Below are 15,832 nucleotides of genomic sequence, written 5' to 3'. Positions count from 1 at the left end.
TTGTAAGGGAAATAAGCTTTAACTAATTCTGCTAGCCTTGTTGAGGAGCTAGGCTTACATTGTGTTTTTAAAATCAGTAAGCGTAAGACGAGCTATTACTATCTGAAATATCCGAGTTAATATGGAACGATTAATGACGTTACTGGATTGTGCCATGCCCGTCCCATTCAGACTCACCACTTTTAAACACTCAGCTCTATGCTTGCTTATTAGCGGCCTGTTTTTGGGCGGATGCGCCGCTGTGCCTGTTTCTACATCAAGCACTGCAGCTAACGAGCCAGCAGAAGTGGTGGCAGAAACCGAGACTGTTCGGGATGAAAGCTTTGCGCCAGAAACGTTATCACGTATGCCGCTGACCAATGATTTATTGCTGCGCTTTTTGGTTGCGGAGGTTTCATTACAGCGAGGCCGTACAGCGCTCTCTGCGCAAACTTGGCATGATCTGGCTAATCGTACCCATGACCCTCGTGTGGCCCGCCGCGCAACCGAAGTGGCCGTAGGGGCAGGGCAGCTGGGTTTAGCACAAGAAACCGCTCAGCAATGGATAGCGGCTGCGCCAAACTCTGTGGGTGCTCGGCAAATTTTGCTCACTCTTTTGATTCGCGCTGATCGAATTGAAGATGCCAAGCCGCATATCGAGGCACTGCTGGCGGCAAAGCCAGAAGACGCCGCATCATTTTTTATGCAAATGCATTTGCTCTGGGATAAGACCACCGACAGAAAAGTGGCATGGAAGCTTACTGATGAGCTAACCCAAAAGTATCCACAGCTTCCTGAGGCACATTTTGCCCGTGCTGTGGCAATGGCTAATCAAGAGCGGTTTAATGATGCGCTGGCGGAGTTAAGTATTGCGCTTGCAGCAAGGCCAAATTGGGAAACCGCCATTCAGTACAAGGCGCAGCTATTGGCTAATCAATCGCCAGCGGCCAGTGTTGAATTCCTAGAAAAAACCATCAAAGACAATCCAATGTCTTTAACGTTAAGAAATAGCCTAGCGCGTCAGCTGGTTGCGGCCCAGCGCTTGCCTGAGGCATTACAGGGTTACCAAGAAATTTTAAAGTTACAAGGCAATAATCTGGATGCATTGATTGGCTCTGGCTTAATTGCACTGCAGCAGCGTGATTTTGATACGGCGTATAGCAATCTCAGCGCCGCAATCAAACAAAACCCACGCAATGTGGATAATTTGCGTTACTACCTAGGGCAGATTTCTGAAGAGCGCTATCGTTTTGATGAAGCCTTAAGTTGGTATAGCCAAGTGGGCGGAGATTTTGCCGCCTTGGCTAAAAAACGTCTGCCGCGTGTTTTGGCGCGTTTAGGGCGCACAGAAGAAGCACGTAAGGCTATTGCGGCTCTGCCTAGTGATACCGAGCAAGCAAAAGTAGAGCGTATCCAAATGGAAGCGCAACTGTACCGTGAGGCACGCAACTATAAAAAAGGCGTTGAAATTCTTAGCAAGGGCCTAGTGACTTATCCACAGTCTACAGATCTGGTTTATGACCGCGCACTACTTGCAGATATGCAAGGTGATTACGCCTTAGCAGAAAGCGATTTGCGTAAGTATGTAGAGCTTATGCCAGCTAATGCACAGGGAATGAATGCGCTTGGCTACACCCTGCTGACACGCACCACTAAATTAAGCGAGGCAGAGGTACTGTTAGAGCAAGCCATTGCGCTAGAGCCGGATAGCCCCGTGATTTTGGATAGCCTAGGTTGGCTGCGGTATAAACAGGGCAGGCTGCAGGAAGCCAGTACTTTGCTGAAACGTGCGTATAGCAAGCTTGCTGAACCTGACGTGGCTGCGCATCTGGCCGAGGTATTGTGGCAGCTGGGTGAAAAGACAGAGGCTAAAAAACTTATAGATGCTGCGGTTTTGATTGATGCCAAGAACGAAACTTTGCTTGAAACCATTCAGCGCTTAGGGATTCATTAATGCGTTTATGGTTAATCGCGGTATTGTTTTTAGTTGGCTGTGCAAGTACGCCCCCTGTGAGCCGTTCAGGTTATTCTGCCAGTGGCCGAGTGGCCTTAAAAGTGGCAAATGAAAGGCATTATGCGCAGTTTGATTGGCATCAGCTTGGTGAGCAAAGCGAGTTATCTTTATCAGGCCCACTAGGGCAAACCGCGGCAGAGCTGCGATTTAGCCCTGGTTTAGCGAGCTTTAAGGATGCTAATCAGCGTGTCATTAAGGCCGCATCCCCCGATGAGTTGATCAAAGAAGCGCTGGGCTGGCCCCTGCCGGTGTCTGGCCTGCGCTGGTGGTTGCGTGGCGAGGCCGATCCAGATAGCGTAAGCCACCAAAGCAAAATTGAAAACGGCCAACTGCTTGAGCAAGCAGGCTGGCGTATTGAGAGCACAGATTATCGTGGCCAGCCTAGCTTGCCGCATAGGCTGATGCTAAGTCGTGACGATCTTGAAATTAAAGTAGTGATATCAGAATGGCAATGGAATCCCTAAGCATAAATAGCGTCTGGCAAGATTTTCCTGCTCCAGCTAAGCTCAATCTTTTCTTACATATTGTTGGTCGTCGCCCTGATGGCTATCATCTGCTGCAGTCTGTTTTTCAGCTAATTGATTTAAGCGATACGATTAGTTTGCGGGTGAATACAAGTGGAGAGGTGAGGCATCACAATCCTTTGCCAGGTGTTCCTGCCGAGACGGATCTCACCGTGCGTGCTGCCCGTTTGCTGCAGCAAGCCACGGGTTGCAAGCTTGGTGTGGATATCCGAGTAGATAAGCGCCTACCAATGGGGGAGGGGTTGGTGGCGGTAGCTCTGATGCTGCTACCGTGATGTTGGTGCTCAACCGCCTGTGGCAGCTTAATTTGCCACGCAGCAAACTGATGGCGCTAGGTTTAAGTTTGGGGGCAGATGTGCCGTTTTTTATTTTTGGCGAGTCGGCTTTTGTTGAAGGGATTGGCGAAATAATGACGCCAGTTGCCACGCCAGACACCTATTTTGTGATCTTGCATCCAGCAGTGCATGTTTCCACGCCGCAGATTTTTCGCGATCCAAGCTTGACAAGAAATACTCCGCCGATTACAGTTCCGCTCCTCAGTAGCGCCGTCACCCAAAACGATCTGGAAGCGGTGGCCTGTAAAAGTCATCCAAAGATAGCTGAAAGTATTACGTGGCTTAGCCAGTATGCAAACGCAAGAATGACTGGCTCAGGTAGTTGTGTTTTTGCAAGTTTTTCTTCACCCAACGAAGCAAACAGTGTAATATACGACCTGCCAAAAAATATGATCGGATTTGTTGCTAGGTCATTAAGTAAGCATCCATTACATGAATTTGCCGAGTAGTTGCGGGCAGTTTCATTAGGGGAGTCGCCAAGTTGGTTAAGGCATCGGATTTTGATTCCGACATGCGAAGGTTCGAATCCTTCTTCCCCTGCCATCATTCGAATAGAAAAGCGTGTAATTTAAAAATTACGCGCTTTTCGTCCTTCTGGAATACAGAAATGGCTTACGATAGTCTCATGGTGTTCACTGGTAACGCTAACCCGAAACTTGCTGATAGCGTAGTTAATCACCTGGACATCTCGATTGGCCGTGCCACGGTTGGTCGATTCTCGGACGGTGAAGTGACCGTTGAGCTGCTAGAAAACGTTCGCGGTCGCGATGTTTTCGTTTTGCAGTCCACTTGTGTCCCGACCAACGATAATCTGATGGAAGTGATGTTAATGGTTGATTCGCTGAAACGCGCATCGGCTGGCCGCATTACTGCAGCAATTCCCTACCTTGGGTATTCCCGTCAAGATCGCCGCCCACGCTCCGCTCGTGTACCTATCTCCGCCAAAGTGGTTGCAAATATGCTGACCGTTGCGGGCGTAGATCGCGTACTGACGGTAGATGTACACGCTGATCAAATCCAAGGCTTCTTCGATATCCCTGTAGATAACATCTACTCGACCCCTGTTTTACTGTCGGATATCCGCGAAAAACGCTACGAAAACCTAATGGTTGTTAGCCCAGACGTAGGCGGCGTATTGCGTGCCCGCGCTATGGCTAAGCAATTAGGTGTGGATATGGCGATTATCGATAAACGCCGTCCTAAGGCTGGCGTTGCCGAAGTCATGCACATTATCGGTGATGTAAAAGATCGTACCTGTGTGATTATCGATGACATGATCGATACCGCCAACACCCTGTGCAAAGCCGCGCAAGCGTTGAAGCAACACGGTGCTAAGCGCGTATTGGCTTATGCCACTCACGCGGTATTTTCTGGTGCCGCGGTTGAGCGCATCATGCAATCTGACTTAGATGAAGTGGTTGTGACTGACACCATTCCAGTAAGCCAAGCAGCGCAAGATAGCGGCCGCGTTCGCGTAGTATCGATTGCTGGCCTCTTGGCTGAAACGATGCGTCGCATTAATAACGATGAGTCTGTTTCTTCATTGTTTGTCGATTAAATCGGCTTAAGAATTCAAAACCCAGATATTTTATCTGGGTTTTCTGTTGCACTGTCTGGTCGCGGACGGTGCTTATTAAAATGCACTTCGGTGCGTATGGAGTTTTATCATGACATTTGAAATCAATGCAGTAGCACGTGATGCGCAAGGTACGGGTGCGAGCCGCCGCCAGCGTCGCGATGGTCGTTTGCCAGCAATCGTTTACGGTGGCGATGTAGCTCCTGTAGCCGTAACACTTGATCACAACAGCATGTACTACGCTCTGCAAAAAGAAGCGTTCCACACTGCTTTGATCAAGCTGAACATTGAAGGTGCTGCTTCTGAGCAAGTTCTGGTTCGCGCTGTTCAATACCACCCATTCAAGCAATTGGTTCTGCACGTTGATTTACAACGCGTAAATGAAGCAACTGTTGTTGAATTGAAAGTGCCATTGCACTTCATCAACGGCGATGCTTGTCTGGGCGTTAAGCTGCAAGGCGGTACAATCAGCACAGTATTGAACGAAGTAATGATTCGTTGCGTAGCTTCTAAGCTGCCAGAATTCGTAACTGTTGACCTTGCTGACTTGTCTGCAATGAAGACTTCGGTTCACTTGTCTGACATCAAGCTGGCTGATGGTATCGAATTGGTATCGTTGGCTTCTGGTAAAGACTTGGGTATCGTAAACCTGAACGGCGCAAAAGCTGTTTAAGTTTTAAGTACTTTAAAAAAACCCGCTGCGGCGGGTTTTTTTATGTCTATATTTTTATGCCTTGATACTGGAACGGAATCGTTCTTAAGGCTAATGGATGATTGACCTAGGGTATCATGTAGCCCTTTTCGCCTGCTTTTGAAAGACTATGCCGCAAATTAAACTGATCGTAGGGCTGGGCAATCCCGGTAGCGACTACGCGCAAACCCGCCATAATGCGGGGTTTTGGTGGGTGGATGAATTAGCCAAAGATGCCAATGTCTCTTTGCGCCACGATAATAAATTCCACGGCCTAGCTGCTAAAGCCCGCCTGCATGGCAGCGATGTGTGGCTGCTAGAGCCGCAAACTTTTATGAACCGCAGTGGCTTATCCGTGGTGGCGCTGGCGCAGTTTTATAAAATCTTGCCCGCAGAAATCCTCGTGGTGCACGACGAGCTGGATATCCCTGCAGGGCAGATCAAGCTGAAGCAGGGCGGCGGGAATGGTGGGCATAATGGCTTAAAAGATATTCAAGCCCACTTGGGAACACCTGATTTCTGGCGCTTACGCGTGGGCATCGGCCATCCGGGTAATAAGGCCGAAGTGGCTAATTTTGTACTTAAGCCACCACGCAAAGAAGAATTCGAAGGCATCATGGATGTGTTGATCAAAGCCCATCACGTGCTACCTAAAATGCTGGCAGGGGACATGGGCGGGGCGATGCAAGCTCTGCATGCGGGTGTGCAAAGGCCAAATAAACCTAAGCCAGACTAAAAAAAGCCTGTAGACACAGAGCTAAAGAGAGGACACAAAGACCACGGAGAAAACAATTTTATGCAGTCTCACCGTCGATGCCGAACTACTGCGTCATTCCCGAATGCTTTTATCGGGAATCTAGCAGCCTGTCGGACTTAAGACTGATCTACTACGGAAAAGCCGGATTTGGCCATATTTCACGCATTTTCTCGTTGAATAGCCAGCTATTCGCCTTAAAAACCCGCTAAGTCTGTCTCAAACCGGTCTTTCCCTCGCTACGATCGCTTAAGTCCGACAGGCTGCTAGCGGCGCTGCTGGATCCTCGGTAAAAACGCTCGGGGATGACGGCTTGCCATATTGAGATTTATTTGGAGCCATATCTTTAGTTTCTCTGTGTGCTCTGTGTTCTTCCTTTTTCTCTGGGTCTACAGAAGTTCTATTTTTTTTGCTTTAGCAATAATGAGTATTTATGAATCGCACTCCGGTCAATCTAATCAGTGGTTTTTTAGGCGTGGGCAAGACCACGGCCATGATGAAGCTGCTTGCCACTAAGCCACAGGATGAATACTGGGCGGTGGTGGTGAATGAGTTTGGTGAAGTGGGCATCGATGGGGCCAGCCTGTCGGTGGCGGGGGATGGTTTGCCGGTTGGAGATATACAAGTTGCCGAAGTGCCTGGCGGTTGTATCTGCTGCACCACCAGCCCCATGCTGCGCGTGACGCTGACTAAATTACTCAAAGGTAAGCGTCCTGATCGCCTGCTGATCGAGCCATCTGGTTTGGGCCATCCGGCAGGCATTATTGATTTACTGCGCGATCCATTTCTGGCCGCAGCCCTAGATGTGCGAGCGGTGCTGACGTTGCTTGATGCGCGGCACTTGCAAGACAGCCGTTATACCAGCCATGAAACATGGCGCGATCAGCTGCAATTGGCCGATGTGATTGTGCTGAGTAAGGCCGATTTGGCCGATGTGGATCAAATGGCTGCTGCGCGGAAAATGGCAGAAGCCATGTTCCCGCCCAAACTCGCCATTATCCAAGCCGCACAAGGCGAGTTCGACCCTGCTTTGCTTGATTTAGAGCTGCATCCAGAGCGCTGGCCAGTCACCAGCACACCTAATTTGCATAGCAATAATCTGCGTAAACGCGTTAAACCAGTTGCTGCCGTGGAAGAAGAGTTGGCTTGGCCGATTAAAAAATCCCACTCCGCCTTGGGCTCGCATAGCTGCGGCTGGATTTTTTCTCCAGAAACCCTGTTTTTTAGCGCTAAGCTCGCCGATTTATTTGATACGTTATCCAGCCCGCAAAGCGTGGGATTAGCAGGTTTATCCCGCGCGAAAGGCGTGTTTCACACCGAGCGGGATTGGTATCGATTTGATTGGGTAGACGGCATGCCGGGAGCGACCACCACGGCTTATCGACGCGATTCACGCTTTGAAGTGATCGTCAGCAGCGACACCGTGCCCGATTGGGCGGCGGTAGAGGCTGCCATTTTGGCCGCGATGATTTAAAAACCTAAGGTCTGTAGACACAGAGAACACAGAGTTTAAAAGCAGAACACGAAGAAAGAATGAAAATGATGTTAAGGGTGCTTTGATTAGACCGTCATCCCCGAATGTTTTTGTCGGGGATCCAGTAAAAATGCTGGATTTCAATCTGCACGGGAATGACGAAACGGGATCAATCAGGACTTCTTTTAGGTTTTGTTTGCTTGGTTTTCTCTGTGTTCTCCGTGTCCTTAATGTGCTCTGTGCCTACAGATTTTTTTCGCGTGCACGACGTAGTTCAATTGCGTGGGCGTATTTGATGTAGGAGGCGATGGCTTTGCCTAGCGAGATTGCTAATCCATCGTGCCCCGCCAGAAAGCCTAGCTTAATCACATAATGTTTTAAAAATGAAAACAGGCAATGAAAGCCTGGTGTGAGCGGGCCGATTTTTTTATTGGTTTTAGCGATGGTTTGTGCCTGCCAAGTGCCGTAGAGACAGGCCCGCTTAAAGATATCCGGATAATCTTTATAAGAATAATGGGTAATATGCGCGGGTATTTTTTTTAATGAATTGCTTTGAATTTTAGTGTGTGCAGCGACAGGTGAAAAATCCGCCTGCGTTTTATTAAATATGCGCCGTACATAATCCGGATATTGCCCAGCAAAGCGGGTGGTCTGATTGCCAATATAATTACGGCGGCGTGTTTCAATGGCGTTGACTTTTTGCTGGCTTAAATCAGTATTTTTTAAATAAGCGACTAAATCGTCTTCTAAGCGCTCATCGGCGTCTAAATTCAGCACCCAATCGTGGAGGCAATGCGGCAAACCCACGCTGCGCTGCGGCCCATCGCCCAAGAAGGGTTGCGAAATGACTGTTGCGCCTTCTTGCCTCGCTAATTCTACGGTGTTATCACTACTGCAAGAATCGACCACCACAATGTCATCGCAAACCTGTTTCATAGAGCGCAGGCATGCAACGATATTGTGTGCTTCATTAAATGTAATAATCAGACCACTTATTTTTAACATGTTTTGCAAGCGTGTAGACGCGAGATAGCTGTATTGAGGCTGCTATAATCTCGCGATTGGCTAGCTACTTGCAAGCTTGCATTTTACGGATTCCCTATGAAAGTTAGCGGCTTTACCTTCCTACGCAATGGCACTCTGCTTGGCTATCCCTATATTGAAAGTTTAAAAAGCTTACTTAGCGTTTGCGATGAAGTGGTCGTGGCGGTGGGTAAAAGCGATGACGATACTCTGGAGCGCGTCCGAGCCATTGGCGATGCACGGATTCGGGTGATTGAAACCACCTGGAATGAGGATATGAAAGACCGTGGTTATGTTTATGCCCAGCAAAAAATGATTGCTCAGTTTAATTGCAGTGGCGATTGGGCTTTTTATCTGGAAGGCGATGAAATCATTCATGAAGAAGATGCGCCCAAGATTCGTGCCGCAATGGAAAAGCATTTAGCCAATAGCGAAGTTGAAGCACTGGTATTTGATTATCACCATTTTTATGGTTGCCCGGATTTAGTAGCAAAAAGCCCTGCTTGGTATCGCCGCGCCCCTCGAATTATTAGAAACACCATTCGCAGCTGGGCCCCTGATGGTTTGTTCTGGGTGGTAATGCATCAGAATAAGCGCGGCCGCTATCCTAATGCGGCTTTAGTGGGCTGCCCGATTTACCATTATGGCCATGTGCGATCCAGCGAAAAAATGAACGAAAAAATTCGTCAGGTTTCCCGCTACTGGAATCACACACCAAAGGCGCATGATTACAGCCAGATTGATGCCAGCATATTGCAGCCCTTTAAAGGCAAGCACCCGGACATTGTTCAGCCTTGGTTTCAGGATTATGCCGAATTAGTATTCACGGCGGATCCGCAATATCGTTTATCTAAGCGTGAAAAGCGTCATCGCTGGCAAATGAAAGTAGAAAAACTACTGGGCCGCGATTTAACTAAAAAACATTATTGTCTGGTGGTGGCATGAATTTAAATATCGCTCGGCAGCCTCTGCTTTGGTTTTCTTTTCTGGCAGGGTTTGCTATTCCTGTTTCAACCGCTATGCAAAATATCAGCGCGGGGGTATTGGTTTTATTCGCGATTTTCACGACAGAAATCCACCAGCATATTGCTAATGCATTACGCCAGCCTTTGATTCAGGCCTGCCTTTTGATGTATTCGCTCTTTGTATTGGGCGTATTCTGGACTGATGCATCAATTAACGATGCGCTTGGCATGTTGCTTAAAATGCGCGCCTATTTATTAGCACCTTTGTTTTTTGCGCTATGTACCTTGGCCCCGGTTCGCCAGTATTTATTAGCGGGTTTTGGCCTTGGGGCGATAATGACTCTTGTGCTCTCTATTGGCAGTGGCTTGAGTGGCACGCCTATTATTCAAGGTGCAATTGGCGATTACTCCGTTTTTAGAACCCATACCTATCACAGCACCTTTGTGAGTTTCCTTGCCTGCGGTATTGCCGCGTATTGGATGGCAGGGCGCCTGCCTAAGCAATGGCGCTGGCCAGCGGCAATCACCATTACCCTGTGTATTTTTGATGTTTTCTTTATGGTGAAAGGGCGCACGGCGCAAGTATTGTTGCTCTTACTTTTAGGTTTATTAGTGGTGCTATGGCAGGGCAAGCGCGGTTTTTTGATTGCGCTAATTGCTGCTGCGGTAATGGGCCCCTTACTTTATTTAGGATCTAGTTCATTGCGCACGAGTATGAGCACCGTGCAAAGCGATGTGCAAAGCTACGATAAAGGCGATATTGATACCTCGGTGGGCTTGAGATTATTTTTCCATAAAGTGGCTAAAGATTTAATTAAAGAAGCGCCAATTTTAGGGCACGGTACCGGCAGCTATAAGCAGAATTATTTAAAAAATGCCGGCGATTCAGAACTGCGCCGCTCTTTTGCTAATCCGCATAATGATTATTTATGGCTGGGTGTAGAGCTGGGTATTGTGGGGGTGTTGTCCTTGGTTTTAGTTTTACTTGCCACAGCAAAACAAGCATGGAATACCATTTCGGCTGAGCGCTGGTTAGGCTCGGTTTTAGTTTGCTCTTACGGGATATCGACTTTAGCCAATTCCTTTTTCACCGATAATATTACGGGCCTAGCCTATGTGCTATTGGCTTGTGCCTTGTTGGCAGGTTCTAGTTTTCAGTATAAGGTTTCTTTATGATTAGCATTATTACTGCCATCCATAATCAATTAGCAGTGAATCAATTATTCTGGGAAAACCTGCAGCGCTATACCCATCACCCGTTTGAGCTGATTATTATTGATAATGGCTCGAATGATGGCAGTGCGGAGTTTTTTGATTCGGTGGGCGCAACGGTGATTCGTAATCACGCTAATTACGCCTATCCACACAGCCAGAATCAGGGGATTGCCATTGCAAAATATGACTGGCTCGCTTTTCTGAATAATGACATTATCGTATCCCCCTTGTGGGATATTAAACTGATTGAATCGATGACCGCGAATGGCTTAGAGGTAGCTACGGTTTGCGGAATTGAGCAAATTGAAAATGCCCAAGCCACTAAAAAACTGAAGCATCGCTGGCAAAAAATTAAAAATTTCCTTGGCTTATTTGGTTTTAATCGCACCACGCTCAGCTGGATGCATAAGCTGATGTATCGCAATTGGGAAGGTTTTTGCTTTGATCGGCAAACGCGATTTAAGCATCAAGTTAAAGAAGGTTTTGTGGGCAATACGGTGATGATAGCCCGTAGTGCTCTAGCTAAAATTGGCGAGTGGGATGAGCGCATTCAGGCCGCTGATTTCGATTTATATTTGCGCACTAAAAAGCGCGAACAAGAAGTTGGTGATATGCGCGCTATGCATGTTTGCTTAGACGTATTTATTCACCACTATATTCGCCTGACGATGAAAGCGGGCTATCCGCCATTTGCGGATAGAGATCAGCTTATTGGTCTGGAAGATAAATGGTCTGACGCAGAGCGGGCGCAATTAGCAAAATTGAATAAATAGGGCTTAAAACCCAAATCTTAAACTACGGAGTACACAGAGAACACGGAGTTTCACGGAGAAAATCTTTAGAGAGGTTTATATATTTTTCACTCTCGTTTTTGCCTTTCTCCGTGTTGAAGATTAATGGTTTGGGTTTAGTTTGAGCTTTTTAGACTTGGGAAAAACAATGCAGCTATCTCGCAGCGTTGGTTTAGTCACCGCTCAAAAAGCGGTTTTTGACGAGCCAATTACTTTATCTTCCGGCGCTATCCTGCCGTATTACGAGTTGGTTTATGAAACCTATGGCACGCTGAATGCCGATGCGTCGAATGCCATTCTGGTTTGCCATGCCCTATCGGGCAATCATCATGTAGCCGGTCGCTATACTGTCGATGATAAAAATCCGGGCTGGTGGGATACGATGATCGGGCCGGGCAAGCCGATTGATACCGATAAATTCTTTGTGATTGGTTTAAATAATCTGGGTGGCTGTCATGGCTCAACTGGGCCTTCTTCGATTAATCCGGCTACGGGCCAGCCCTATGGTTCGACTTTCCCGCTGGTATTGGTGAGGGATTGGGTAGAAACGCAAAAGCGCTTAGCCGATCGTTTAGGTATTGCTCAATTTGCAGCGGTCATTGGCGGCAGTTTGGGTGGCATGCAAGCACTGCGTTGGTCCATTACCCATCCAGAGCGAATTCGCCATTGCTTGGTGATTGCTTCTGCGCCTAAATTAACTGCGCAAAATATTGCTTTTAATGATGTGGCCCGCCAAGCGATTTTGACCGATCCAGATTTCCATGGTGGTGATTATTATCAGCACAATACTCTGCCACGGCGTGGCCTGCGATTGGCCCGAATGTTGGGGCATATCACCTATTTAAGCGACGATGGCATGGGCGAGAAATTTGGCCGGCTATTGCGCTCGGGCGAATATAAATACGGCTTTGAAGTGGAATTCGAAATCGAATCGTATTTGCGCTATCAAGGCGATAAATTTGCCGAAATATTTGATGCCAACACTTATTTATTGATGACCAAGGCGCTGGATTATTTTGATCCGGCCCGTCATTACAATAATGATTTAGTGGCGGCTTTAAGTGAAGCTAAAGCACAATTTTTAGTTGTTTCATTTACCACTGATTGGCGTTTTTCTCCTGCTCGCTCTAAAGAAATTGTAAAAGCTTTGCTCGCGGCTAAGCGCCAAGTTTCTTATGCAGAAATTGAATCAGAACACGGCCATGATGCATTCTTAATGGAAGACGCTCCTTATCACGCCATTATGCGCAACTATATGCAGCGGATTGCTAAGGAGATTGCCCAATGAGCGAGCTAAAAACTTTACGCCCTGATTTGCAATATATTGCCAATTGGATTCCCCCACAATCTAGAGTATTAGATTTAGGTTGTGGAGATGGAGAATTGCTGGCTTGGCTGGCGGCACAAAAAGAAGTCAGTGGCTATGGCGTAGAAATCGATGTCAATGGCGTGGTGGGCTGCGTGGCTAATGGCGTGAATGTAATTCAAAGCGATATGGAAAGTGGCTTATCTACTTTTGAAGACCATTCCTTTGATTATGTGGTGCTCTCACTCACGATTCAGGCCATGCACAATATTGAAGGTATTTTGCAGGAAATGGTCAGGGTGGGTAAAACCGGTATTGTAACCTTTCCTAATTTTGGCTTTTGGGAAAATCGCTGGCAAATCCTAATGGGCAGAATGCCGGTATCAGAAACAATTCCATTCGAGTGGTATAACACGCCCAATATCCATTTTTGTACCGTGAATGATTTTGCTAAATTATTGAATAAATTAGGCTTAAAAATAGATCATCAACTGGTATTAAATCAGGGTGAAAAAGTAGAATTCTTACCTAATCTATTAGGCAGCTTGGCTTTGGTGCGGTTTAATAAAGTTTAATCGTGATTTAAGCAAACCCAGATCTTGAAACACGGAGGCCACAGAGAACACGGAGTTTCACGGAGAAAAACGTGACTCTAATTAAGTTGTTTCGTAGGTTTTAAGTATTTCAAAACTTGTCTAATTAGAATTTGTATCGCAGTTAGTGGCACGGGGTTTAAATCACCCCTTGAAAACACGCCGTAGCGAGGAACAAGCGGGGCGGGGGATCGCTTGGGAGCGAGGCACGAGCCAATCCCGCCCGCCGCCGACTCGATTGTCCACAGCGCAGGGGGCTTCGTGTTTCGTGGGGGCTTTCTTTCGCTTCCTTTCTTGGCCACACAAGAAAGGAAGGTCCGGCGGGACGCCCGCACCAAAATCAATGTGCCGAAGGCACTAAAAAGATAAGAACTGCGTAACACCTGTTACTAAATACAAAGGCACTCAATGACTATTCGTTTTGGGATTATCGGTACTGGCCATATCGCCAATCGCTTTGCTCAGGGCTTAGCTTTGATTCCTGAGCAGGCCCAGCTTGCTGCTGTGTGGAACCGCAATCAGGCTAAGGCAGCCGCTTTTGCTGATCAGTATGGCGGGGTGGTGCTTCAAAGCGTAGATGATTTGCTCACCAGCGATATCGATGCGGTGTATATCGCTACGCCCCATACTAGCCATGCTGAGTACTGCATTGCAGCGATGAGGGCGGGTAAGGCGGTACTGTGTGAGAAGCCTGCGGCCACCAGCCTTGCCGAGCTGGAACGTGTGCTGGACGTGGCGACTCAAACCGGCCAATTATTTATGGAAGCAATGAAGCCGGGGTTTTATCCGCTGTATCAGGCGCTGCGTGAGCACTTATTGATCGACCCAATCGGCCCGATTGCTTTTGTGCGTTGCGGCTTTGCCAATCCGAATGTAGCGCCAGATCACGCCGTGCTAAAGCCCGAAATGGCGGGTGGTGGCCTGCTGGATATCGGTATTTATGGCGCGTTTTTAGCGGCGGATTGGCTGGGTGGCGTGCAGAATGTGCAGGCTTTGGGGCGGCTTAATGGTGGTGTGGATACTTTTGCCAGCATCAATAGTCAGCACAGCGGCGGAATCAGCCAACTTTACTGTGGTCTGGATTTGGCCGGATCGGGCGAGGCGATGCTGGCTGGCCCGGATGGGCATGTGGTGTTGGATGAAAGGTGGTGGAACCCGACTACCGCGACCATTTTTTATAAAGATGGCCGCAAAGTCAGGCTGGAAGCGCCACCTGTGGGCTCGGGCCTGCAATATGAAACCGCCCATTTTTGCCATTTATTGACCACAGGCCAAAGTGAAAGCCCGCTAATGCCTTACGCTCACTCAAGAGCCATGATTGCCATGATGGACGCAGCCAGAGCCGGGCTGAGCCTGGTCTATCCGTTTGAAGCAACAGGCAGTTAATCTTTATTTAGCTTCAATATTTTCTAATTCAGGATTGCATCATGCTAAAAATCTCCAGCCAGTTTGATTCTGGCGCTATTGAAGTTGTCAGCCTTGCTGATGCTCAGAATATCCATTTAAAGATCCGCAGCGATAACGCTTCGCCATTTAGCCAGTGGTTTCACTTCCGTCTGCTTGGCGCTAAAGACCAAGACTGTGTGATTCATTTTGATAATGCGGCTAGCAGCGCTTATCCAGATGGTTGGCCTGATTACAATGCCGTAGCCAGCTACGACACCGAAAACTGGTTCCGCGTGGCCAGTGATTACGATGGTCAAACTTTGCGTATCCATCACCGCCCAGAGCGTGAATCGGTGTTCTACGCTTATTTCGAGCCTTACTCATGGGAGCGCCATATGCGCTTGATTGGTGAGGCCGTTGAAGCAAGCCCGCTGTGCGAGTTGGTGCATTTAGGCAGTACGCTGGATGGTCGAGATATGGATTTGCTGCGCGTTGGTGTAGAAATGCCTGGCAAGAAAAAGATCTGGATTACCGCCCGTCAGCATCCGGGTGAAACCATGGCCGAGTGGTTTGTGGAAGGTCTGCTGGAAACTCTGCTCGACCCAGAAAATAGCGTAGCCCGTGTGCTGCTAGAAAAAGCAGTGTTCTATATTGTGCCCAATATGAATCCGGACGGCAGCGTGCGCGGTAATTTGCGTACCAATGCAGCGGGGGCCAATTTAAACCGCGAATGGGCAACGCCAACGATGGAGCGCAGCCCAGAAGTATTCCTTGTGCGCCAGATGATGCTAGAAACCGGTATCGATGCCTTCCTCGATGTGCACGGTGACGAAGCGATTCCGCATAATTTTGTGGCGGGTTGTGATGACAATACGTCTTTCTCTGCACATCAAGCCAGCTTGCAAGACGCTTTTAAAGCTTCATGGCTTGCGACTTGCCCTGATTTTCAGACTGAATTTGGCTACGAAAAAGGCAAATTTGGCCCAGAAACACTAACTATCGGTACCAACTGGGTAGGCGATGCCTTTGATTGCTTGGCTTATACCATCGAAATGCCATTCAAAGACACCGCCAAACGTCCATTGCCCGAAGTAGGCTGGAACGGTGAGCGCAGTCGTCAGTTTGGCGCTAGCGTATTACTGCCTTTGTTGGCGGTGGTAGATCAGCTGCGTTAAGTGCTGAGGGTTGGAATAGCCGTTATGGTTT

The 15,832-nt window shown here is 48.1% G+C and carries 16 protein-coding genes and 1 tRNA gene; 16 read left to right on the top strand and 1 reads right to left on the bottom strand.

Annotation, left to right across the window (positions count from 1 at the left end; translation table 11 throughout):
- Positions 1–154 precede the first annotated feature (154 nt).
- From C1H71_RS08350 to C1H71_RS08315, 9 genes are all read left to right on the top strand, one after another.
- The gene (locus C1H71_RS08350; RefSeq protein WP_188053674.1) at positions 155–1,933 is read left to right on the top strand and encodes a tetratricopeptide repeat protein; all 1,779 of its coding nucleotides are present in this window, start codon (positions 155–157) and stop codon (positions 1,931–1,933) included.
- Positions 1,933–2,457, top strand: coding sequence for a lipoprotein insertase outer membrane protein LolB (lolB, locus tag C1H71_RS08345; RefSeq protein WP_130106139.1), 525 nt, complete (start codon positions 1,933–1,935; stop codon positions 2,455–2,457). The genes C1H71_RS08350 and lolB overlap by 1 nt, the downstream gene beginning before the upstream one ends.
- Positions 2,439–2,792 carry a 4-(cytidine 5'-diphospho)-2-C-methyl-D-erythritol kinase gene (locus C1H71_RS21395; protein ID WP_262488418.1) on the top strand — a complete coding sequence of 118 codons (354 nt, stop codon included), beginning with the start codon at positions 2,439–2,441 and terminating at the stop codon, positions 2,790–2,792. Before lolB ends, C1H71_RS21395 begins: the two co-directional genes overlap by 19 nt.
- Entirely contained in the window at positions 2,792–3,301 is a 510-nt protein-coding gene (locus tag C1H71_RS21390; protein ID WP_262488417.1) for a 4-(cytidine 5'-diphospho)-2-C-methyl-D-erythritol kinase, read from the top strand. The genes C1H71_RS21395 and C1H71_RS21390 overlap by 1 nt, the downstream gene beginning before the upstream one ends.
- Before the next feature lie 17 nt (positions 3,302–3,318).
- A tRNA-Gln gene (locus tag C1H71_RS08335) sits at positions 3,319–3,395 on the top strand.
- Positions 3,396–3,459: 64 nt separating this feature from the next.
- A complete protein-coding gene (locus tag C1H71_RS08330; protein WP_099396806.1) occupies positions 3,460–4,410 on the top strand; it encodes a ribose-phosphate pyrophosphokinase in 951 nt (316 codons plus the stop codon).
- A 109-nt stretch (positions 4,411–4,519) separates the two neighbouring features.
- Entirely contained in the window at positions 4,520–5,101 is a 582-nt protein-coding gene (locus C1H71_RS08325; protein WP_130106138.1) for a 50S ribosomal protein L25/general stress protein Ctc, read from the top strand.
- A gap of 148 nt (positions 5,102–5,249) precedes the next feature.
- A complete protein-coding gene (pth, locus tag C1H71_RS08320) occupies positions 5,250–5,855 on the top strand; it encodes an aminoacyl-tRNA hydrolase (RefSeq protein WP_130106137.1) in 606 nt (201 codons plus the stop codon).
- 451 nt (positions 5,856–6,306) lie between these two features.
- The gene (locus tag C1H71_RS08315) at positions 6,307–7,347 is read left to right on the top strand and encodes a CobW family GTP-binding protein (protein ID WP_130106136.1); all 1,041 of its coding nucleotides are present in this window, start codon (positions 6,307–6,309) and stop codon (positions 7,345–7,347) included.
- 243 nt (positions 7,348–7,590) lie between these two features.
- On the opposite strand, the gene C1H71_RS08310 is transcribed toward C1H71_RS08315, so the two are convergent.
- Complete coding sequence (locus C1H71_RS08310) at positions 7,591–8,352, bottom strand: glycosyltransferase family 2 protein (RefSeq protein WP_130106135.1); 762 nt, start codon at positions 8,350–8,352, stop codon at positions 7,591–7,593.
- Between the two features lie 96 nt (positions 8,353–8,448).
- Between C1H71_RS08310 and C1H71_RS08305 the strand changes: the two genes are divergently transcribed.
- The 7 genes from C1H71_RS08305 (at position 8,449) to C1H71_RS08275 (ending at position 15,801) form a co-directional block, all read left to right on the top strand.
- Positions 8,449–9,315: a glycosyltransferase family 2 protein gene (locus C1H71_RS08305; protein WP_130106134.1), complete on the top strand. Its 867-nt coding sequence runs from the start codon at positions 8,449–8,451 to the stop codon at positions 9,313–9,315.
- Positions 9,312–10,511 carry an O-antigen ligase family protein gene (locus tag C1H71_RS08300; protein ID WP_130106133.1) on the top strand — a complete coding sequence of 400 codons (1,200 nt, stop codon included), beginning with the start codon at positions 9,312–9,314 and terminating at the stop codon, positions 10,509–10,511. Before C1H71_RS08305 ends, C1H71_RS08300 begins: the two co-directional genes overlap by 4 nt.
- Positions 10,508–11,323 carry a glycosyltransferase family 2 protein gene (locus C1H71_RS08295; RefSeq protein WP_130106132.1) on the top strand — a complete coding sequence of 272 codons (816 nt, stop codon included), beginning with the start codon at positions 10,508–10,510 and terminating at the stop codon, positions 11,321–11,323. The genes C1H71_RS08300 and C1H71_RS08295 overlap by 4 nt, the downstream gene beginning before the upstream one ends.
- 166 nt (positions 11,324–11,489) lie before the next feature.
- Entirely contained in the window at positions 11,490–12,629 is a 1,140-nt protein-coding gene (metX, locus tag C1H71_RS08290; protein ID WP_130106131.1) for a homoserine O-succinyltransferase MetX, read from the top strand.
- Positions 12,626–13,222, top strand: a complete 597-nt coding sequence (gene metW / locus C1H71_RS08285) for a methionine biosynthesis protein MetW (RefSeq protein ID WP_130106130.1) — start codon at positions 12,626–12,628, stop codon at positions 13,220–13,222. Before metX ends, metW begins: the two co-directional genes overlap by 4 nt.
- A gap of 426 nt (positions 13,223–13,648) precedes the next feature.
- The gene (locus tag C1H71_RS08280; protein WP_130106129.1) at positions 13,649–14,626 is read left to right on the top strand and encodes a Gfo/Idh/MocA family protein; all 978 of its coding nucleotides are present in this window, start codon (positions 13,649–13,651) and stop codon (positions 14,624–14,626) included.
- Between the two features lie 41 nt (positions 14,627–14,667).
- On the top strand, positions 14,668–15,801 hold the full coding sequence (locus tag C1H71_RS08275) for a M14 family metallopeptidase (protein WP_130106128.1): 1,134 nt from the start codon (positions 14,668–14,670) through the stop codon (positions 15,799–15,801).
- The last annotated feature ends 31 nt before the right edge of the window (positions 15,802–15,832 follow it).

It is taken from the genome of Iodobacter fluviatilis (genome assembly GCF_004194535.1).
GTDB classification, from domain to species: domain Bacteria; phylum Pseudomonadota; class Gammaproteobacteria; order Burkholderiales; family Chitinibacteraceae; genus Iodobacter; species Iodobacter fluviatilis_A.
Note: the sequence above shows the minus strand (reverse complement) of the source record. Positions and strands in the feature narration are given on the sequence as shown.